Origin of the sequence: Bacillus sp. PS237, from assembly GCF_037963345.1 — a bacterium.
Taxonomy (GTDB): Bacteria; Bacillota; Bacilli; order Bacillales; family Bacillaceae; genus Bacillus; species Bacillus subtilis.
Map to the genome: position 1 here is coordinate 3,029,344 of NZ_CP150156.1, position 21,540 is coordinate 3,050,883.

General features: G+C 43.3%; 22 protein-coding genes and 1 other annotated feature. Of the genes, 5 read left to right on the forward strand and 17 right to left on the reverse strand.

Translation table 11 applies throughout. The features are described from left to right. Positions 1–4: 4 nt before the first annotated feature. Positions 5–2,419, reverse strand: a complete 2,415-nt coding sequence (leuS, locus tag NST22_RS15755; RefSeq protein WP_003246072.1) for a leucine--tRNA ligase — start codon at positions 2,417–2,419, stop codon at positions 5–7. A 109-nt stretch (positions 2,420–2,528) separates the two neighbouring features. Next, positions 2,529–2,743 (reverse strand) — a binding site (T-box leader). Positions 2,744–2,845: 102 nt separating this feature from the next. Beyond that, a complete protein-coding gene (locus NST22_RS15760; protein WP_003246114.1) occupies positions 2,846–3,181 on the reverse strand; it encodes a DUF4257 domain-containing protein in 336 nt (111 codons plus the stop codon). 404 nt (positions 3,182–3,585) lie between these two features. On the opposite strand from NST22_RS15760, the gene NST22_RS15765 reads away from it, so the two are divergent. Continuing rightward, a complete protein-coding gene (locus NST22_RS15765; protein ID WP_004399022.1) occupies positions 3,586–4,371 on the forward strand; it encodes a blue-light photoreceptor in 786 nt (261 codons plus the stop codon). Between the two features lie 236 nt (positions 4,372–4,607). Here the strand turns inward: NST22_RS15765 and NST22_RS15770 are convergent, their stop codons facing one another. Continuing rightward, entirely contained in the window at positions 4,608–5,801 is a 1,194-nt protein-coding gene (locus NST22_RS15770; RefSeq protein ID WP_004398741.1) for an MFS transporter, read from the reverse strand. A 188-nt stretch (positions 5,802–5,989) separates the two neighbouring features. Here NST22_RS15770 and NST22_RS15775 point away from each other — a divergent pair, with 188 nt between their 5' ends. After that, on the forward strand, positions 5,990–6,736 hold the full coding sequence (locus NST22_RS15775) for an LMBR1 domain-containing protein (RefSeq protein WP_003229141.1): 747 nt from the start codon (positions 5,990–5,992) through the stop codon (positions 6,734–6,736). Positions 6,737–6,772: 36 nt separating this feature from the next. Here the strand turns inward: NST22_RS15775 and bceB are convergent, their stop codons facing one another. From bceB to NST22_RS15835, 12 genes are all read right to left on the reverse strand, one after another. Beyond that, the gene (gene bceB / locus NST22_RS15780) at positions 6,773–8,713 is read right to left on the reverse strand and encodes a bacitracin ABC transporter permease BceB (RefSeq protein WP_003229139.1); all 1,941 of its coding nucleotides are present in this window, start codon (positions 8,711–8,713) and stop codon (positions 6,773–6,775) included. Beyond that, positions 8,703–9,464 carry a bacitracin ABC transporter ATP-binding protein BceA gene (gene bceA / locus NST22_RS15785; protein WP_003229137.1) on the reverse strand — a complete coding sequence of 254 codons (762 nt, stop codon included), beginning with the start codon at positions 9,462–9,464 and terminating at the stop codon, positions 8,703–8,705. Before bceA ends, bceB begins: the two co-directional genes overlap by 11 nt. A gap of 101 nt (positions 9,465–9,565) precedes the next feature. Next, positions 9,566–10,570, reverse strand: a complete 1,005-nt coding sequence (gene bceS, locus NST22_RS15790; protein WP_004398652.1) for a two-component sensor histidine kinase BceS — start codon at positions 10,568–10,570, stop codon at positions 9,566–9,568. Next, a complete protein-coding gene (gene bceR / locus NST22_RS15795) occupies positions 10,563–11,258 on the reverse strand; it encodes a two-component response regulator BceR (protein WP_004399109.1) in 696 nt (231 codons plus the stop codon). The genes bceS and bceR overlap by 8 nt, the downstream gene beginning before the upstream one ends. 96 nt (positions 11,259–11,354) lie before the next feature. Next, a complete protein-coding gene (gene ytrF / locus NST22_RS15800; protein ID WP_004398682.1) occupies positions 11,355–12,665 on the reverse strand; it encodes an ABC transporter permease YtrF in 1,311 nt (436 codons plus the stop codon). Then, positions 12,655–13,350: an ABC transporter ATP-binding protein YtrE gene (gene ytrE, locus NST22_RS15805; RefSeq protein WP_003229129.1), complete on the reverse strand. Its 696-nt coding sequence runs from the start codon at positions 13,348–13,350 to the stop codon at positions 12,655–12,657. The genes ytrF and ytrE overlap by 11 nt, the downstream gene beginning before the upstream one ends. Positions 13,351–13,364: 14 nt before the next feature. Then, positions 13,365–14,342, reverse strand: coding sequence for an ABC transporter permease YtrD (ytrD, locus tag NST22_RS15810; protein ID WP_004398887.1), 978 nt, complete (start codon positions 14,340–14,342; stop codon positions 13,365–13,367). Positions 14,343–14,371: 29 nt separating this feature from the next. Next, positions 14,372–15,358, reverse strand: coding sequence for an ABC transporter permease YtrC (gene ytrC / locus NST22_RS15815; protein ID WP_003246175.1), 987 nt, complete (start codon positions 15,356–15,358; stop codon positions 14,372–14,374). Continuing rightward, entirely contained in the window at positions 15,352–16,230 is an 879-nt protein-coding gene (ytrB, locus tag NST22_RS15820; protein WP_004398506.1) for an ABC transporter ATP-binding protein YtrB, read from the reverse strand. The genes ytrC and ytrB overlap by 7 nt, the downstream gene beginning before the upstream one ends. Beyond that, a complete protein-coding gene (gene ytrA, locus NST22_RS15825; RefSeq protein WP_003229121.1) occupies positions 16,223–16,615 on the reverse strand; it encodes a GntR family transcriptional regulator YtrA in 393 nt (130 codons plus the stop codon). Before ytrA ends, ytrB begins: the two co-directional genes overlap by 8 nt. A 33-nt stretch (positions 16,616–16,648) precedes the next feature. Continuing rightward, positions 16,649–16,786, reverse strand: coding sequence for a hypothetical protein (locus tag NST22_RS15830; RefSeq protein ID WP_003229119.1), 138 nt, complete (start codon positions 16,784–16,786; stop codon positions 16,649–16,651). 154 nt (positions 16,787–16,940) lie between these two features. Beyond that, positions 16,941–17,213: a YtzC family protein gene (locus tag NST22_RS15835; protein ID WP_003229117.1), complete on the reverse strand. Its 273-nt coding sequence runs from the start codon at positions 17,211–17,213 to the stop codon at positions 16,941–16,943. A 161-nt stretch (positions 17,214–17,374) separates the two neighbouring features. Here NST22_RS15835 and NST22_RS15840 point away from each other — a divergent pair, with 161 nt between their 5' ends. Together NST22_RS15840 and NST22_RS15845 are read left to right on the forward strand one after the other, a co-directional pair. After that, complete coding sequence (locus NST22_RS15840; RefSeq protein ID WP_009968016.1) at positions 17,375–18,343, forward strand: TIGR01212 family radical SAM protein; 969 nt, start codon at positions 17,375–17,377, stop codon at positions 18,341–18,343. Continuing rightward, complete coding sequence (locus NST22_RS15845; protein ID WP_004398483.1) at positions 18,340–18,924, forward strand: class I SAM-dependent methyltransferase; 585 nt, start codon at positions 18,340–18,342, stop codon at positions 18,922–18,924. The genes NST22_RS15840 and NST22_RS15845 overlap by 4 nt, the downstream gene beginning before the upstream one ends. Here the strand turns inward: NST22_RS15845 and tbcS are convergent. Both tbcS and ytpA read right to left on the reverse strand, forming a co-directional pair. Further along, positions 18,914–20,017, reverse strand: coding sequence for a tetraprenyl-beta-curcumene synthase (gene tbcS, locus NST22_RS15850; protein ID WP_004399076.1), 1,104 nt, complete (start codon positions 20,015–20,017; stop codon positions 18,914–18,916). The genes NST22_RS15845 and tbcS overlap by 11 nt on opposite strands. Before the next feature lie 20 nt (positions 20,018–20,037). After that, on the reverse strand, positions 20,038–20,817 hold the full coding sequence (gene ytpA / locus NST22_RS15855) for a phospholipase YtpA (RefSeq protein WP_004398545.1): 780 nt from the start codon (positions 20,815–20,817) through the stop codon (positions 20,038–20,040). A gap of 48 nt (positions 20,818–20,865) precedes the next feature. On the opposite strand from ytpA, the gene NST22_RS15860 reads away from it, so the two are divergent. Further along, a complete protein-coding gene (locus tag NST22_RS15860; protein WP_004399093.1) occupies positions 20,866–21,381 on the forward strand; it encodes a gamma carbonic anhydrase family protein in 516 nt (171 codons plus the stop codon). Positions 21,382–21,540 lie beyond the last annotated feature (159 nt).

Sequence of the window (21,540 nt, forward strand, 5' to 3'; positions counted from 1 at the left end):
AGGCTTAGTTTGCCACAATATTGACAAGCTTCCCAGGCACCGCGATGATTTTCCGAATCGTTTTGCCTTCAAGCTGCTCTTTGACCTTTTCATCTGCTTGAGCAAGCTGTTCCAGCTGTTCTTTCGTTGCATCGGCAGGAACCTGTAATTTCGCTTTTACTTTTCCGTTCAGCTGAACAACGATTTCAACTTCATCATCCACAAGTTTTGTTTCATCATATACAGGCCAAGCTTCGTAGGCAATTGTGCCGGAATGGCCAAGCTTCTCCCATAGCTCTTCCGCTAAGTGTGGCGCGACAGGAGAAAGAAGCTTCACGAAGCCTTCCATATATTCTTTCGGCAGTTCTGTTGCTTTATAAGCTTCATTAATAAAGACCATCAGCTGGGAAATACCCGTGTTGAAACGAAGGCCTTCATAATGGTCTGTGACTTTCATGACCGTTTCATGATAGACGCGCTCCAATGTTTCACCCGCGCCTTCAACGATTTTTCCATTAAGCTCACCGCTGTCTTCAATAAATAGGCGCCATACACGGTCAAGGAAACGGCGCGCACCGTCTAATCCTGATTCAGACCAGGCGATTGAAGCATCAAGAGGTCCCATGAACATTTCGTACAATCTCAGCGTATCAGCACCGTGAGAGGCCACGATTTCGTCAGGATTGACAACGTTCCCTTTAGATTTACTCATTTTTTCGTTGTTTTCGCCGAGAATCATTCCTTGGTTGTACAGCTTTTGGAACGGTTCTTTCGTCGGCACTACGCCGATATCATAAAGGAACTTATGCCAGAAGCGGGCATACAGAAGGTGAAGCACGGCATGTTCTGCACCGCCGATATACATATCGACCGGAAGCCATTTTTCCAATTTTTCTGGTGATGCCAGCTGATCCGGATTGTGCGGATCAATATAGCGCAAGAAATACCAGCAGCTTCCCGCCCATTGCGGCATTGTATTCGTTTCTCTTCTTCCTTTTTTCCCTGTCTCAGGGTCTGTGACTTCCACCCACTCTTTAATGTTCGCAAGCGGTGATTCGCCCGTTCCGCTCGGTTTGATTTCATCCGTTTTTGGCAAAATCAGCGGCAGCTCCTCTTCCGGGACAGCTGTTGACGTTCCGTCTTCCCAATGAATGACCGGAATCGGCTCGCCCCAATAACGCTGGCGGCTGAAGAGCCAGTCACGAAGACGGTACGTCACTTTCTTCTCACCGTTTTTCGTTTCTTCCAGCCAAGCGATCACTTTTTCAATCGCTTCCTGTTTGTGAAGGCCGTTCAGGAAATCAGAGTTCACGTGCTCGCCGTCGCCAGTATAGGCTGCTTCCTCAACGTTCCCGCCTTTTACGACTTCCTTCACCGGAAGGCCGAATGTTTTGGCGAATTCAAAATCACGCTCATCGTGTCCTGGAACTGCCATGACAGCACCTGTTCCGTATGATGCAAGAACATAATCCGCAATCCAAATCGGCAGTTTTTCTCCGTTTACAGGATTGATCGCATACGCTCCTGTAAATACGCCTGTCTTTGTTTTCGCAAGATCTGTGCGTTCTAGGTCACTCTTTGATTGAATTTCTTTGATATAAGCTTCAACAGCTTCTTTTTGCTCTGCCGTTGTGATGTTTTCCACCAATGCGTGTTCCGGGGCAAGGACAGTGTATGTAGCGCCAAACAGCGTATCTGGTCTTGTTGTAAACACTGTAAAGGAATCATCATGTCCATCTATAGCAAAATGAACGTGAGCGCCTTCCGAACGGCCGATCCAGTTGCGCTGCATATCTTTAATGCTTTCCGGCCAATCAAGCTCTTCCAAGTCCTCAAGGAGCCTGTCCGCATAAGCGGTGATTTTCAGCATCCACTGCTTCATTGGGCGTCTCTCTACCGGATGGCCGCCGCGTTCGCTCTTGCCGTCAATGACTTCTTCGTTGGCAAGAACAGTACCGAGCGCAGGGCACCAGTTTACAGGCACTTCGTCAACGTAAGCAAGGCCTTTTTCGTATAGCTTTAAGAAAATCCATTGCGTCCATTTATAGTATTCAGGGTCAGTCGTATTGATTTCGCGATCCCAGTCATATGAGAAGCCAAGCGCTTGAATTTGGCGGCGGAAGTTATCAATATTCTGCTTCGTAAACACAGCGGGGTCGTTCCCTGTGTCAAGCGCGTACTGTTCAGCTGGCAGGCCGAATGCGTCCCAGCCCATTGGATGAAGGACATCATAGCCCTGCATGCGCTTCATGCGGGACAGAATATCCGTAGCTGTGTATCCTTCAGGATGGCCGACGTGCAACCCAGCTCCAGACGGATAAGGAAACATGTCCAGCGCGTAAAATTTTTGTTTTTCATTATTATCAAGAGTGGCAAATGTTTTGTTTTCAAGCCAATATGTCTGCCATTTCTTTTCTATCTCTTTGTGCTGAAAACTCAAAGTAAAAACCTCCTTCTGATTGAATACGGCGTGTATGGTTCAAGTATTGACGGGAAGGAGAGGATTATATTCAGAATATTCCCAAACTAAAAAAAACTCCCTCATCCCAAAAAGGGACGAGAGACTTTCGTTTTCCCGCGGTACCACCCTCGTTAGCGCGGCATACGCCGCACTCACTTGATACTTTTAACGCAGTTATGCGTCAGCGGCTTTTCACCGCTGCAACTCTGAGGTGAGTTCGGAAACAAACTTGATTGACTTTCACCAGCCGTCAACTCTCTGCAACAATATCTGTTTCTTACTGCTCCTCTTCATTGTTCTTATCGCAACCGTAATCTAACTGTATTTTATAGAATTCTGTTCATAAGTGCAAGCAGGTTTGTATACAATGGGAATGTACCCTGAACGGGCGGAGATTGAGGACAATTATTCGGGTGGAGTTTTGGTTTGACGTTTGGACTCGGCCGGTTCGCCGCCGCTGTTCAGTTCTCTCACAAAGTCAAAACTTCTGAGAACAGCTTCACCGCCGTAGCCTGAGATAATGGATAAGATGACAAGTTGAATTCCTGAATCGGGGTCAGCGGATAATACAAGTAAAATGGAAGCCGTCATGCCGATAAACCAATCTTCCAAAAATCCAAGGTAGATAAACCGCTTCGTCATTCTGGGCTTCTCCAGCCTGCCTCTCTTTTTCACATGACCGAGAATCCCCATGATTCCTCCAATTACACAAGCAATGAGTACCTGATGCAGCATCTTCATCATCACCTTCCTAAAGCCCTTATTTCGTAAAGCGACTTCAGGCCATCCAGCCCCCTTAAACGATTCCGATGATTTTCGATATCTACATACCGGCAAATCTGTAAAAAGCTTGTTTCTTCCATTATATGTGAACACATGATCGGTAAGCTTGATGCATTGGATTCATTTTTCACCCAGTGACATTGACCTAGTCACCTATTTAGCATGTAGAAAACCTTTCCGTTCATATGTTCAAATTCTGTTCTTATTTTTAGTGTATACGAGGACAAGCCCTAATGACAAACAACAAACTGCACTTGCTTGAATCAGAACATGTGTTGTGCTACGGTTACTGTAGAATTCATTTTTAAAAAGGGGAATATCAGGCTTTCGCATAGCAAGCTGACGGCCTAAGGGGGATTTATATGGCTAGTTTTCAATCATTTGGGATACCAGGACAGCTGGAAGTCATCAAAAAAGCACTTGATCACGTGCGAGTCGGTGTGGTAATTACAGATCCCGCACTTGAAGATAATCCTATTGTCTACGTAAATCAAGGCTTTGTTCAAATGACCGGCTACGAGACCGAGGAAATTTTAGGAAAGAACTGTCGCTTCTTACAGGGGAAACACACAGATCCTGCAGAAGTGGACAACATCAGAACCGCTTTACAAAATAAAGAACCGGTCACCGTTCAGATCCAAAACTACAAAAAAGACGGAACGATGTTCTGGAATGAATTAAATATTGATCCAATGGAAATAGAGGATAAAACGTATTTTGTCGGAATTCAGAATGATATCACCAAGCAAAAAGAATATGAAAAGCTTCTCGAGGATTCCCTCACGGAAATTACTGCACTTTCAACTCCTATTGTCCCGATTCGCAATGGCATTTCGGCTCTTCCGCTAGTCGGAAACCTGACAGAGGAGCGATTTAATTCCATCGTTTGCACATTGACGAATATCTTATCAACATCCAAAGATGATTATTTGATCATTGATTTATCCGGATTGGCCCAAGTGAACGAACAAACGGCCGACCAAATTTTCAAGCTGAGCCATTTGCTGAAATTGACCGGAACTGAGTTAATCATTACTGGCATTAAGCCTGAATTGGCTATGAAAATGAATAAACTGGATGCCAATTTTTCGTCGCTGAAAACATATTCAAATGTAAAGGATGCCGTTAAAGTGCTTCCGATTATGTAAAAAGATCCCGCTCACCCAGCTGGATCTTTCAGATTGTTGACAAAATCCTAAAATGGTTTTCATTTTAGGATTTTGTCATCTTTTCAGCGTGATTGAAAACCCTTGAAGTCTAGGAAGGACGAGCATAGGAGCGGAGCGAATGTTCTAATTCGTGAGCACCGAAGCGCAGGCCTGACAACGAATGCGAGGGTTTGTCGACACGCTGAAAGATCCCGCTCATTCGGCGGGATCTTTTATTATGAAGAGATTGATGCCTGCTTATTTGTTTCTTTAGCTGATTTTATCCGTTTGTCATATAGAAGCGTTGTGGCAATACTGATCAGCAGCAATACCAACAGAGATAAAACAAGAGCCCTAATGCCGTAATGATCGACAAGCACTCCTCCGAACAGGGGACCAATCATTCTGCCGCCTGTCGCCGCACTGTTGACAAAGCCTTGATAAAAGCCTTCTTTCCCTTTAGGGGCAAGCTGATTGGCAATAGTCGGCACAGCAGGCCAAACAAGCATTTCTCCGATAGTCAGGATCACCATCGCAGCGAGAAACATCGGAAATTGCTTTGCAGTCAGCAGCATGCTGAAAGACACAATAAAAATGATAAAGCCGATGACCATTTGCGCTTTTAGCGACTCGGCCCATTTTTTCACCACAAAACTGACGAGCGGCTGGCCGAGCACAATGAGAATTCCGTTAACCGTCCACAGCACGCTGTATAAGGAAAGAGATATTCCAATGCTTTGTGTGTACGAAGCAATTGTGGTTGACCACTGAGAATAAGCCAGCCATCCGAGTACATAGCCTCCGCTTAAAATGATCAGTGCGGCAAATTTTGCTTTGCTGTTCACAGCATCATAATCAAGCACGGATGTTTGGGATGCATCGCCCGTTTGAATATTTCGAAATCCGAAATATACAATAAAGAAAAAGATCAGATACAATACGGCATTTGCCAAAAATACATATGAAAACGAGAAAGATGCCACGACACCGCCAAGCGCTGAACCAACGGCCACGCCCGCGTTTTGCGCGACATATATCGCATTAAATGCCTTCCTTCCCCCTTCAGGCCATACCGATCCCGCCATTGCGTAGCTTGCCGGAAAAACAACACCGGAGCCAAAGCCCACAATCGTCAGCAGCACAATATAGGCTGGCCAATCATGAAAAAAGACAAGACCCATCAGGCTTGCTAACGTAATGGCTATCCCAAGCATAATCGATTTAAAACCGCCGATTTTATCAAACAAAAAACCTCCGCATAAATTGCCAGCCACACTGGCGCCGGAATTCAGCATCAGGACAAGTCCGGCTACTGTTAACGACTTTCCTAAATGATTATGGATATAAATCGTATTCAGCGGCCATAAAAAAGAAGCACCCGTCACATTGATAAACATTCCAATGACTAAAATTTTAAGAGCACGCGGCATACTCATCCCCCTTTCTTACCTAAAAAAGCTCATGAAAAAAACGAAACCTAAAACGGCTCCGTACGAATCCAGTTATCATAGCACATTCATTCTATCTGTCTCTCTCACATTTTTCAACTGATGAGCGTGAAAAAATCTAACAAATATTGTTTGAAAAATGTAAAATAAATAGAAAAAGGGGTCATATTATGGAAATGGTATTAGCATTCTTAGGTTTTCTGGCATGTCTCATTGCACTGGGCTATGGATTATATCACCTTGTCAGATATGTACTGAAAAAGGAAAAACGTTTCTCAAAGAGACTTTTTTGGCCGCTTTTCATTGGAGGCCTTGTGCTGCTCTTTACCGGGGCAGCATTGGCAGAACCTGACACTGCCGCAGCAAATGCCGAGAAAAAATATTCAGCGCTAAACGCCGAATATAAAAACCTCACAAAAGAGCACGAAGAACTTGAGAAAGAATATAAATCTGTCAGCTCTGAAGCAAAGAAATTAAAAGACAACAAAGAAGATCAAGACAAGCTTGAGAAGCTTAAAAACGAAAATAGCGATCTAAAAAAGACTCAGAAATCATTAAAAGCTGAGATTAAAGAGCTTCAAGAAAATCAAAAGCAGCTCAAAGAAGATGCAAAAACGGCAAAGGCTGAAAATGAAACACTTCGACAAGATAAAACAAAGCTTGAAAATCAATTAAAAGAGACGGAAAGCCAAACCGCCAGCTCTCATGAAGACACTGGAAGTTCTTCAAACAATACGAGTAAAAGTGATGAAACCAAAACAGCTGACAAAGCAGAAGGCTGTAATATCAAAGGAAGCAGAAACGGCATCTACCACACGCCAGGCAGTACATACTACGACCGGACAACCGATCCGGCTGAAATGTTTTGCTCAGTTGAAGAAGCTGAAGCCGCCGGTTATCGGGCGCCAAAACGATAAACAAAAAGCTCCAGAATGTCTGGAGCTTTTTCTGTTTCACAACGACGATTTAATGACCTTCTTATAATAAAGAACTGACAGAAAACCAAAAATGGAGTAGAGCGCAGTATATAACACCATCACCATAATCATAGGCGCCCATACCTCTGATCCGAATAAGAACCAGCCGGATTGGACGGCAAAGTAACTGTGGAAGAGGCCGACAACGAGCGGAATGCCGAAGTTGTACATTTGTTTGATGCGTATCCCCTTTATCAGGTCGCCCTGCGTAAAGCCGAGTTTTCTTAAAATTGTATAGCTCGGTTTTTCATCTTCACTTTCACCCATTTGTTTAAAATAAAGGATACAACCTGATGTAATCAGGAACGTTAACCCTAAGAAGCCGACGATGAACATCACCATACCAAACAGTGATTTTTGCGCAGCGCTTGTATCTAGTCTTGATAAATGCTCGTTTTTCTTGTTCACCTGTTGAAAAAGCTCATTTGCTTTTTCCATTTGATCGTCATGTTTCACATTGACGCCGATAAATGTAGATTGCGCCAGCTGAATGCGGGGGTCTTTATCCTTGTCCAGCTGTTTAAACAGGCTGTCATCCACAATGACAGCGGGCATGCCCCCGCTTGTAAACGTGTAGGACACAAGAAACTCTTCTCTTAATCCTTTATATTTTAATGGCTGCGTCTCGTGCTTGCTTTTTACTTTAATAACACCAGAGTCCTTGAAAACCATTATTTTTTGCAGCAAGTCGGTGTATCCTGAGAAAACGGCTTCTCCAGCCGCCACATCGACTCCTTTTACATCTTTGTCGCTAACAACAGCAAGCTGCATATTGCCGGGATCGCCCTGCATCTCTTTCGGAGTTCCATCCATAATATTTGCAATGTCAACATTTGCTTGCAGGACAGGTGTTGCCTTTTTTACAAACGAGATGTTGCTTTCCCTCAATTTGTTTTCAAATAACTTGGCATCTTTCTCATTCATGAATGAAAAATCAGCCGCTACATTTTGTTCAGCGGTCTTTTCCGACGAGTAATACGAGATGTAAGCAAGAGATAACAGCCCGATGGCGAGCGCTGAAACGGTTGTAATAATCGTCAGCAGCAGCGCATTCGATTTCATTCTGAACATGATCGAAGACAGTGACAGAACCTCAGAAATATTTAAGTAGCCGCCCTTGCTTTTTCGAATGATATTCGAGATAAACGTAACTGATCCTTTATAAAACAAAAACGTCCCGATAATGACGCTCCCCAGAATGAAGCTCATCGCAACAAACAGTTCATTAATGGTCTTAAATTTTCCGCCAAACAGCTCAGAAGACACATAGTATCCTGTCAAAATCAACACGATGCCTAAAGCGCCGATCAGCATTTGGAAAAATGATATTTTCTTCACTTTGTCTTCAGTGGAGGACGTTACTTTAAACAAAGATAAAATACTCTGTTTTTTGATAAACGTATAATTCATGATCATGATCAAAAGGTAAATGCCGCAGAACACAATGACCGTTTGGACCAAGGCCTGCTCAGAAAAATGCAGTTTCGCATCCGCTTTGACATCGACAATTTTGAACAGAATCATCAAGACAAGCTTCGATATCGAAAACCCGGCCGCTACCCCGATCGCTAATGAACCGAAATACAGCATGACATTTTCTGCACTTAAGATGCGAAAAATTTTATGCTTCGTCATTCCAATTAATTGAAACAGCCCGATTTCTTTACTCCGTCTCTTAATAAAAATCGTATTGGCATATAAAATGAAGATCGCCACTACAGCCACAAGCAAAATCGAAGCGGTTTTAATAGCCGCGGCTCCCTTGATTGAAGCCTTCACTTCGTTAATTGCTGGATCATACTGCAGCGTGACAAAGGCGAAATAAAGCGCCACGCTAAAGATGAGCGCAAACACATACAAATAGTAATTCCGGAGATTCTTTTTCAAATTTCGCAGGATGAGCTGATTAATGTTCATGCTGCACCCCGCCTAACACGCCTTGCGTTTTCATAATATCCTGGAAAAACGTTTGCCTGTCCTGGCCCCCTTTATTCAGCTGTGTATACATTTGCCCGTCCTTAATAAAAATGACTCTGCCGCAGTAGCTGGCAGCGACGGGATCATGGGTAACCATAATAATCGTCGCGTTGCGTTTTTGATTGAGCTGGCTCAGCTTATTTAATAGATCGGAGGCCGATTTCGAATCGAGCGCGCCGGTCGGTTCATCAGCGAAAATAATGCTCGGGTCATGAATAAACGCTCTTCCAGCGGATGTTCTCTGCTTCTGGCCGCCGGAAATTTCATTCGGGTATTTATCCCGCAATTCATATATTCCCAGTTCCTTGGCAACTTCCTCAAACTTGCGATTGGCTTCCTTTTTTGATAGTTTCGTGATCGATAAAGGCAGAAGGATATTCTCTTTCACTGTCAATGTGTCTAACAAATTGTAATCCTGAAAGATAAAGCCTAAATGCTGTTTTCTAAATTCAGCCAGCTGCTTTTCCTTCATAGCCGTCATGTCATTTCCATTAATATGAATGGTTCCGTGACTGACCTGATCGATTGAGGACAGAACGTTGAGCAAAGTGGTTTTTCCCGACCCGGAAGCACCCATAATACTGACGAATTCGCCCTTTTCAATGTGAATATCGATGCCCTTCAGCACTTCCTGTTTATTCAGCTTGTTTCCATAACTTTTTCGAATTTTATTCGCTTCTAAAATCACCATTTACGCAGTCTCCTTTATATTGGATAATCTCATTATAAAAAGGAATGCCGGGCTTTTCCTTCGATACGGCGAACAAAAAAGAAAAGCATGTGACATTTTCGTCACACGCTTATGACATGTTCAAATTGATTCCGTATTGGAAAGGTTAATGTAAAAACTGTTCCCGCACCAAACTCCGACTCAACATCAATATGGATCAATAACGGCGCCGCTGCTTTTTTTGCCAAGTACAGCCCCATGCCAGTTGACGCTTGATCATGGTGATCCGTTGTGGATGTAAACCCTTTATCAAAAATACGCGGTACATCTTTTGGATCAATGCCCCTGCCACAATCTTTCACTTGGAGCTGCGTCTGTTCCCCTTTTTGAAAGCTTTTGATCTCGATTTCAGAGGCTTCGCTGTATTTCACCGCGTTTGTCAGCAGCTGCCTGATGATAAACGCCAGCCATTTTGCATCGCTCAGCACTTCTTTGGCCTCGAGCTGTATGTCAAAACCGATCCCTTTTTGGATACACCACGATTGTAAATCTTTGATTTCTTTAAAGATCAAAGGCTGAAGCTGAATGAATTCTACTGACAGGTCGTTTTCAATAAATGAAATGCGTTTTTGATGAAGCTGCTGATCAAGAAGCAGGTGAATACGCAGCCATTCATATGACAGCTGGGATTTCAGTGCTTTTTCTTCCATTCTATCAATGATTAAATGCATCGCTGTTAATGGAGTTTTGACCTCATGGATCCATGCCATCAGCTCATCTTTTTCATTTTCCAATGCTAAGCGATGCCGTGCTGCGGTCTGCTTCAAGTGTTCTGTTTGCCCGGCAATGCTTCTTTCAACCATTGCTTCAAACGGCGTTTCCGGTTCATTTATGGCTGTCACATCGAGATTGTTCTCCCATGTTTTCAAGCTTTTATAAAACGCTGTTTCTTTCCGATAGCGGAACCAAAGGAATATGATAAAAAACAAGATGCACAAATACACCATATAAAGTACATTCCCAAATGATATGGAAGGATCGACAAAAGCAATGAACAGCATCAAAGCCTGCTGAAACAAAAACGCGGCAATCCAGCTCCGCCTTTCGATAAGGAATGCTTTAATCATAGAACTTGTCCTCTTCCTTCGCGATGTAGCCCTGGCCCACCTTTGTCTCGATATATGCACCAAGCTGCAGGGCGTCCAGTTTTTTTCGCAGGCGATTGACATTGACGGTCAGCGTATTATCACTAACAAAACGCTCATCGTTCCACAAGCTTCTGATCAGCTCTTCCCGGCTGACGATCTTGTTTTTTTGCTCTATTAATTGTTTTAGAATGAACATTTCATTTTTGGTCAGTTCAACAGATCCTTTGTCATTGCTGACGAGGTTCTGCTCCGCGTCTACAGCAGCGCCGCACCACGTTTTAATCGTACTCGGCTCCGTATTATAATGGTGCACACGCCGGAACATCGCTTGGATTTTCGCGATCAGCACATCAAAATGAAATGGCTTTTGAATAAAGTCATCTGCCCCGAGCTGCATGGACATCACCATATCAGCAGGATGATCCCGGGAGGATAAAAAGAGAATCGGAACATTTGACCGGGAGCGGATCAGACGGCACCAATGAAAGCCGTCAAATTTAGGCAGCTGCACATCAATAATGACACAATCAGGATTAACCGCCGCAAATTCCTGCAGCACCTGACTGAAATCCTGAATGCCGTATACATCATAGGACCATCCCGTTAAACGATCCTTGATTTCATGAAACAGCGATTCATCATCTTCAATCAGCAAAAGTTTAAACAATCGACTCACCGCACTTTTTCCTTTTTTATCAAGTGTATAGCAAAACGCCAGCATGCGCTATAGAAAAAGCCGGCTGTCTCAGCCGGCTCGTTCGCATTATAATTCTCTTCTCAACGCTGTCAGCACGTTGGTTTTGGTAGCTTTTCTCGCCGGGTTCATTCCGGAAATGACTGCGACCCCTCCGCAAATCACAACGGCAATGATCACAAGGCTCGCCGGGATGTAGGAGAATGTGTAATTCAAATCGCCCGCATCGCCACCGCTTGTGGCCGCAAGAATCATCGGAACGGCCAGGTTGACAAGGTAGCTCACGCCGTAAGAAATGATAATCCCAATCACACAGCCTAAAATTCCGATATACGCGCTTTCCATCAAGAACATTCGGCGAATGATTGACGGGCTCGCCCCAATCGCTTTCATAATGCCGATCTCTTGCGTTCTCTCTGTCACCGCCATCGTCATCGTGTTAAAAATGCCGATCGCTGAAATGATAACTGCGATACATCCGACAAAGATCAGTCCGATTTTGAAGACCATGAAGAAGGTATTGGCTCCCTCAAGTTCAGTAGTCACTGATGTGACATAGTACCCGTCATCTGTTAGATCATTTGTCAGCTGTTCCACATTCTCAAACTTATCAGCAAAAACACCAATGTTCGTTTCAACATTTCCGCCTTTGAAATCTAAGAATTCCGAAAAATCTTTTTTGAATTGATCACTGATAAAAATATTTGAGTCCTCCATCCAGTCTTGAGATGGTTTTTTTGTAATACCGACAATTTTAAAGTCATATGTTTTTGTTTTTGTAACATCCCCTGTTTTAGAATCTGTCTTCGATACACTTAGTTCAATTGTTTTATTTAGAATATCTTTCGTATAGCCCTTTGGTTCTTTTATATCTTCTGGATTTCCTTTTGCTTCCTCGATTTTTTTGTTATATTCTTCCGATTCTTTTTTCGTTAATAATCTCTTTGCGAAGTCGTATCCTACTACGATTTCATTTTCCGACTTTGCGACTCTTCCCTTTTCCAATTCCATATTGGCCTTTAATTCATCATTCATATTAGTAAAAATGAGATTTGAGCTTTCATTTGTACGATTGCCTAAAGTAGCTTTGTTTGGTTCATACACTTGCGTTCTTTCTACAACTGACCTTACGTGATCATACTTCTCTAAATCAGCTTTTTTAATCGGCTTGTCTCCTTCCTTGCCCATTACGCTGACTTTCGTTACAATCTGCTGGCTCATTGTCATATCTGTAATCGTCTTTTGAATCCCAAATCCAACGGACGACAACACAACCAAAAACGCACACGCCATTGTTGTCGCCAGAATCGTCATAAAGACGCGAAGCCTGTTTTTCTTCATATTTCTTCTGATAAAATGAACCTGATCCTTAAACCTCAACGGTAATTCCTCCTTTTAGCACACCATCATGAAGCTGAAATTTTGAATGTCCGATAGAAGCGACTTCATCATCGTGAGTAATGATCACAAATGTAATGCCACGCTCACGATTCAGCTGCTGGATCAATTCCAGCACTTCATGTTCCGTTTCTGAATCAAGGCTTCCCGTCGGCTCATCCGCTAAGATAATCGAAGGATTTAAAATCAATGCTCGAGCAATACTGACACGCTGCTGCTGGCCGCCTGACAGTTCATTCGGATAATGAGCGGCGTGGTTTTCCAGACCGACGCGTTTCAGCATGTCCTGCACCTTTTGCTTCCGCTCAGATGGCTTGATTCCTTTTAACGCCAGCGGCATTTCCACATTCTCATACGTCGTTAAACCCGGGATGAGCTGAAAGCTCTGAAAAATAAACCCGAAATGGTCAAGCCGAAATTGCGCCCATTCCTTTTCATTAAACCCCGTAACATCAGTGCCATTAATGACAATCCGCCCTTTTGTCGGCGATATGTAGCCGGAAATTAAATTCAAAAGCGTTGATTTCCCTGAGCCGCTTCGTCCGACAATGCAGGCGATTTCCCCTTTCGCCACGCTCAATGAAACATCCTTCAATACTGGAACTTCATTCTCACGGCCCTTTTTTCCGATCGTGAAAGAATGGTCGATATGCTGAACATCAATCATATGTTCTCTCTCCCTTACAAAAGTTTCATTTTTTTATAAATCGCAAAATAACTAATCAAGAAACCGATTACCGCACCTGTACCCATGCCAATGAGATAACCGGCAAAGCTCTCGCTTGCAGTAAATCCAAAATAGCCGAAGCCCATGATTCCTATGATAATAACGATGATCTGCACCGGGCGGTTAAGCGGCTTCCATAAGAAGAAATATCCGTTTCTTTCATTAGACATTTTAACAAAGCTAATATAGCCGATGATGTAAAAAATGATAGTCATGATAGCCGGAATGACTAAATAATATGGTGAATTCTCAGCCCATTTCGAGTCTACATAAATTATCGGAATGAAATACTGCACCCATTTAGGTACTGGACCATGGATAAAATCTATTGATCCGCCAAAAAGGATCTCGAGGTTGATCACAGGCAGGCTGATGAGTAAAAACGGCGAAATGGCCACGGTAAATGAGACTAGAAGCTGTGCGAAACTATTGCCTGTCAAAGCTCCTCCGGCCATAACCAAAGAATAAGCCAGCATGCTAACAATAATCATTCCCAAGCTGTAATTGTGAAAATAAACGGCCTGATCTGGCTTCAAAAGCATGATCAGCAAAACAGACAAAACATAACCTATGAGCTGCGGCACCACAATCACCATTCCGCCGGTAAGGAACTTCGCATGAAATATCTGCCCTCGTGTATATGGAAGGCTTAATGTAAAATCAAAGAAGCTCTTGCTACGTTCAATCCCAAGCTGGCTGACCGCCAAAACGACTCCCCAAATCCAAAACAATGAGATAAATGAGCTATTTAAATAATCAACGCTGAATACGCAGGGGCCGACCCAATTTTCTTTTCCAGTGACACAGCCTTGATAGATGAGATACATATTTAAAATTGATAATGGATTACCTAATATAAAAACCAAAATGGTGATAACTAAGGCGACTTTATTCTGCCGCCACTCTTTGTAAAGCAGTCCGGAATCCGGCAACTCACTTCCCTCCAAACCTAAGGCATTTCTTACACTTTTGTTTTCTTATAAATAGAGAAGTAGCTCACAAAGAATCCAGCCACTGCTCCAATGATCATACCCAAAATATAACCAATAATGGAATGTCCGGTATAGTATCCAAATAAACCAAATCCAAGGATGCCGAAAGCCATAACCAGAATTTGCACCGGGCGATCTAATCTGTTCCATAAGAAAAAGTGTCCGTTCCGTTCACTTGGAAGCTTCTTGAAGCTTATAAAGCCAATCAAGTAAAATAGCATGCTCATTACGGCTGGAATCAATAAAAGATATTTACTGTTAATCAGCCATTCATTTACAACGTAACTAATCGGTACTAGGTTCGATAAATTGCTTGCCAGAGAGAAATAACTCTCAGGGGAAGGGAATATTTCCCATATATTCGCACCAAAAACAACTTCTAGGTTTCCAACCGGCAATGCAATAATTAAATACGGCAATATAGCTGCTGAAAACGCCGTTAACAGTTGGGCAAAAGCATTTCCAGTTAACGCTCCGGCGGCCATCACCAGTGAAAAAGCCATAAAACTTATCACGATTACTCCAATGCTGCTGTGCTCAAAAAAGTAGACGTGTTCAGGGTTATAGACAAGAATCAGCAGCCATGCAAGTAAAAAGCCAATCAATTGTGACAGCACAATCACAAAACCGCCTAACCAAAATTTTGTCTGAAAAATTTGGCTTCTGTTATACGGGAGGCTTAATATAAAATCCATCGTGCCTTTCGAACGCTCCATTCCGAGGAAGCAGACCGCCAAAATGACACCCGGCACCCAGTTGATATCTATCAGATTGCTTATGGAATAATTCACAATAAAATCACAATATTGCGGGTCTTGGCGATCAAGACACCCTTGATAAGACAAATACGTATTAACGATAGAAAGCGGATTTGCCAATACTAAAAACGCGATACTTAACAAAATCACCACTTGATTCTGCTTCCACTCTCGATAGAGGAGACCTCGGTCTACCATCTCCGCTTCCCTCCAAACTTCGCAATGAACACTTCTTCCAGGTTGACAGGAAGCTCATTCCACACTTTTGGCTTCAGCTCTCTCAAAAAGCTCTTTTTCTCCTCATCGCTTTTCGGAATCAGCACTGTGTAAAACACGCCGGCCTGATCGAGCATCGGAATGTTTTGCTCTCTGATGGCCAAATTGACATCTGTATCGAAGGCCATTTGAATTTTAATGTATTCTTCTTTTAACTCATCAAGATCCATGACGTTGGTCAGGCTGTTATCTTCAAGAAAACCAATTCGGTTGCACATCCGCTCTATGTCTTCAAGCCGGTGGGACGTAATCAGGATGCTCGTATCACGCTCTGCCACTTCATCGACCATCAGCTGCAGCACATCATGCCTTGTCACCGCATCAATACCATCCGTCGGCTCATCAAGGAGGATCAGCGCCGGTCTCGCCGCAAACGACAGAACGAGCGATAGCTGCTTTTTTAAGCCTGTCGACAGCTCACGGTATTTTTTCGTTTCCGGAATTTCGTATCTGTTCATCAGCTCATTCGCGTACGTGACATCAAATTTCGGATATATTCTTCTCAAAATATCGACTAACTGCTTGTATGTATACTTATCGTAAAACGGATTTTGAACAGGCATGTAGATGATATTTTGTTTGACTTTCGGGTGCTTTTTGATTTCTACGCCGTCAAATAAAATCGTTCCGCTGTCAGCGAAAATGATTTGCTGGATTAAGCGAAGCATCGTCGTTTTGCCCGATCCATTGCGTCCAAGCAATCCAAAGATTTCTCCTTTTTCGATTGTTAATGAAACATCTTTTAATACTTGATTGCCGTCAATCGCTTTTGACAGCTGCCGCAGTTCAATCATTTTTTTTGCCTCCCTTCACATCAGCGCTGATTTCCTTTATCCATTCGTGCAGTTTTTCCAGCTCAACCCCTGCATAGTGTGCATCGATGATGAGCTGTTTGAGTTGCTCTTTAATCATCGTCATCTTCCCTTCAACCAGTGTCGTTTTTGCATTCTCCGATATATAGGTCCCTCTGCCCCGCAGCGTTTCAATAATCCCCTCTCGCTCAAGTTCTTTATACGCTTTGCTGACAGTGTTCGGATTCGCAATAATGATCGTTGCCAATTCTCTGACAGAAGGAAGCTTATCACCAGGCTTCATGATCCCTTTCAAACAAAGCTCTTTCATTTGCTGAATAATTTGTTCGTAAATGGGTGTTGAGCTTCTTGGATCGATTTGAATCATTTACTTCCCTACTTTCTATACGATCTGAACCTTTTATAGATAAAAATGATCAATTATACTTTTTTGCCATTCAAAACCGATCATCACAAGAACAAGAAAAAAAGAACAAGCGATCACAGATGCCGCAATCAGCATTGGCACGTTACGTTTGTTTCGTTTTTTATGTTTCATAACTGCCTCCCTTAATGTCAATATATAAATGATTTTATATTAGTGTCTATAGTGTATTACTTCAATTAGTACACTTAATACAATAAATACTTTGACTCACAAAGTCAATCCTTTTTTTACAAAAAAACGGACCCTTTTAAAAGGGTCCGTTTTCCTACACATCAAGAGGGTGCTGCAGGATCATATTATTTTGCAAAGATTGAAGCTGAAGTCTCATTCTGTACAGCTGTTCTCTCTGCTGATCATTTGACGACAGCCATAGTTTATTCAAGGCATTTACCGCATCTTCTAGCTGCATTTGTGCATCACTATATTCTTGATCGTTATAATGCTCTTGTTTAGAAGCGATTTTCAGCTGTTCTTCAGCATAATCATAGGCCTGCATACATTGCTGGAGATGTTCATCTACTGATTGTCTTGTTGCCACAGTAACCCCTCCTCTTGGTAATGGAAATCATCCATCATTCATATTGTAGCCTCATCTGACTTTATTCAATAAAGTAATTTATGGTCGATATTCATTTGTTCTCTTGTGAAATGCGTGCTACAATTTTAGGATGCAATCGTACGCAAGGAGGCACATGAATTGTGATGCAGAACAATCCTTTTCCTTATTCAAATACGGAAAAACGCTATCATACATTGAATTATCATCTCAGAGAACATTTCGGCCATAAGGTGTTTAAAGTAGCGCTTGACGGCGGTTTTGACTGTCCAAATCGGGATGGCACCGTAGCCCACGGAGGCTGTACGTTTTGCAGCGCAGCAGGCTCCGGAGATTTTGCTGGAAACCGGACCGATGATTTAATTACGCAATTCCATGACATCAAAAACCGCATGCACGAAAAATGGAAGGACGGCAAGTACATCGCTTATTTTCAGGCTTTCACAAACACTCACGCCCCGGTTGAGGTGCTTCGTGAGAAATTCGAATCCGTCCTCGCCTTAGATGATGTGGTCGGCATTTCGATCGCCACACGCCCGGACTGTCTGCCTGATGATGTCGTTGATTACTTGGCAGAGCTGAATGAACGTACGTATTTGTGGGTGGAGCTTGGGCTTCAAACAGTTCATGAACGGACTGCACTTTTGATCAACCGCGCACATGATTTTAACTGCTATGTGGAAGGCGTCAATAAATTAAGAAAACACGGCATACGTGTCTGCTCGCATATTATCAACGGGCTGCCTTTGGAAGACCGGGACATGATGATGGAAACGGCAAAGGCCGTCGCAGATTTGGATGTCCAGGGCATTAAAATCCATCTGCTTCACCTACTGAAAGGCACGCCGATGGTCAAACAATATGAAAAGGGCAAGCTGGAATTTCTTTCTCAAGATGATTATGTGCAGCTCGTCTGCGATCAGCTTGAGATCATTCCGCCTGAAATGATCGTCCACCGCATTACAGGTGACGGACCGATTGAGTTGATGATCGGGCCAATGTGGAGCGTCAACAAATGGGAAGTGCTTGGCGCCATTAATAAAGAGCTAGAAAATCGAGGCAGCTATCAAGGAAAGTTCTTTCAACGGCTTGAGGAGGAATCAGCGCTATGATTTTGAAGAAAATTCTTCCTTACAGCAAAGAACTGCTGAAAATGGCCGCGGGAGAGGGAGATATTGTCGTAGATGCGACAATGGGCAACGGACATGATACACAGTTTTTAGCGGAGCTTGTCGGTGAAAACGGCCATGTATACGCATTCGACATCCAAGAATCAGCCGTGGCCAATACAAAGGAACGGCTCGGTGACATGTATCAAGCGCGAACAACGTTATTTCACAAAAGCCATGATAAAATCGCTGAATCCCTCCCGCCTGAAACACATGGCAAAGTGGCGGCCGCGGTATTTAACCTCGGCTATTTGCCGGGCGGGGACAAATCAATTACGACAAACGGCAGTTCTACGATCAAAGCCATTGAACAGCTTCTCAGCATCATGAAAGACGAAGGTCTGATTGTTCTCGTCGTCTATCATGGCCACCCGGAAGGCAAAGCTGAAAAAAACGACGTGCTCGAGTTTTGCCGGGACTTGGACCAGCAAACAGCCCGTGTATTAACATACGGGTTTATCAATCAGCAAAATGACCCGCCATTTATTGTCGCCATCGAAAAAAAAGCTCAGATCAGCAAATGATTTGAGCTTTTTTCTTTGAATTTTTCATCCAGGACATTTTTTGAAATTTCCGGTAGGCTCTGCCGTTGATATAAAAGAAAAGGGAGGTTTTTCCGCTGGCTTTGATCAGCTTCTTTGCGAGCCGGCCCATTTCCTTTTGGCCTGCCACTTTATCATCTGACAAATAAACGCCAAGCAAGCCGCGATTGATTAAACGATGGAAGTTTTCATGCGGAATGCCTTGTAAATGCTCGTCGGCTTTATGGATAAAGTGTTCAAGCCGGTCCATCATCTCTTCATGAGACTGATAATACGAGCAGAAATTCAAGTCTCCTTCCAGCAAGTCCTCCTCTTGATCAATCAAATAATCAAGAAGAATATGAAGACCCTGTATGTAAGGAAAATAACTGTCTCGGATTTTTTTAGCGGTGCTTTCTGTGAAATCAGGCTGGAACGAATACGCAACCAGACAGAAAATGCCTAACGTTGAGCCTGCACAGGCTGAAAATTCATACCATTCCATCTCAGGCAGCTCTGATTCATATTGAGTAAACCACTTTTCAAGCCGCGGAACACGCTCATGCTCAATAACGTGCTTATGCACCTGCAAATCGCAATAATAGCCGCACAGTTCAAGCAGATAAGGTTTAATCATGTCATAGTGCTCAATGGAGCCGAGAACACGCTGGCACGTTTTAACCAGTTCATGCAAATATCCGCTGTCATCCTGTTCTTCCCTGAATTGATAATAGTTTTGCAGTTCCGCCCCAACTGTCAGTGCGTCCTGCATTGAGGCATGGAGCATCCGAAAATCCTGCGGGTCCAGCGAGGTGCTGCGGTCACACAGATTGTCCAAATAATCACTAATCGTTTGATACGCGATGATAAACTCGACACATTTCTGCTTTTGGCTGCCTGACAATAAGGCCAGTATGCCGCCGCCTTCACAGTGAAACGTTTTGTCCCGAATACTTGCGGTTGCCTGTGCTTTCAATTCACTGTTATGAATCGATTCTGATTTTTGCTTCCATATGTCCAGCTCTTGATGAACGAGCGGAAAAATATCTCGATATACCTTTGCCATCAATCCAAAAGGATGTTCCGGTACTGTCAACACATGCACCCCCTACTAGTTCAAATATATTGATCAGTAAACGCTCTTGCTGCTTTAAAAACATCTTCTCTCTCGGGTTCATTGAAGATCTCATGGTAAAGCCCTTCCCACTCTCTGTATGCTTTATTATGAGAAGCAACACCATTAAACCACTTGATGACCATCGTTTTGTCAACAAGCTTGTCATCACCGGCTTGCATCACAAGAAGCGGAACTTTCAAAAATGCCTCTGTCGGCACCATTGCCGATTCAATTGTCTTTAAAAGCTCTCTGTACCATCTGACAGAAACTTTCCTGACGTATAACGAATCATTTTGGTCAGCTTCGATGACGTCCTCATTGCGCGTCGCCATATCAATTGATAATCCCGAATCAACCTTAAGTGACGGAGCGATGACATTCAGGCCTTTTGATGCAAGATCAAGCGCTTTATTCACTTTAATTTGCAGTCCGAGACACGGTGATGATAAAATAATTCCCGTAATCCGGGGATTTCTTTGCTGTTTAACCCATTCAATCGCGACCAGACCGCCCATGCTGTGACCTAGAAGAAAAACCGGAAGATCAAAGGTTCGCGCTTTATCTATCCAAGCATCTACTTCATCAATGTATTCTTGAAACGAGCGAATATGCCCTCTCGCTCTTGTCGTTGTTCCCTGTCCAGGCAAATCGCCCATGACAACGTGATAACCCGAAGACCGCCACATTTCAATCAGCCATTTATATCGTCCGTGATATTCACTTGCCCCGTGAATGATTACAATCACGGCAACAGGTCTGTCTGCTTTCCAGGTCCACATGATCTTCACCTCATACGAAATTTAAATAGAGAAAGAAGGATGAATCTTATGATCTACCCTTATAAGGAACACAAGCCAGATATCCACCCAACAGCCTTTATAGCTGATAATGCAACAATTACCGGTGATGTCGTGATCGGAGAACAGTCCAGCATTTGGTTTTCTGTTGTCATAAGGGGAGATGTTGCGCCGACCAGAATCGGAAACAGAGTCAATATCCAAGATTTAAGCTGCCTCCATCAAAGCCCGAACAAGACGCTACTCATTGAAGATGACGCCACGATAGGCCATCAGGTTACACTTCATAGCGCTGTTATCCGCAAGAACGCCTTAATCGGGATGGGCTCAATCATTTTAGACGGAGCCGAAATTGGCGAAGGCGCTTTTATTGGTGCCGGCAGTCTTGTCCCGCCCGGAAAAATCATTCCGCCTGGCCATCTCGCCTTTGGCCGCCCTGCAAAAGTCATCCGCCCTTTGACGGAAGAAGACCGAAAAGATATGCAAAGAATACGGTCAGAATATGTAGAAAAGGGCCAATATTATAAATTTCTTCAACAAACATAAGACCTGCTTCGTCTTACTTTACCATTTTTCAAATTATATTTGAAAGCAATAACCATCGTTAACCCGGACGTCATACAGTTCGGGTTTCGATTTTTCCATAAAACGTTCACATATAGCATGAAACGTATGACTTTTATCTTATCACAAAACTATAAACAG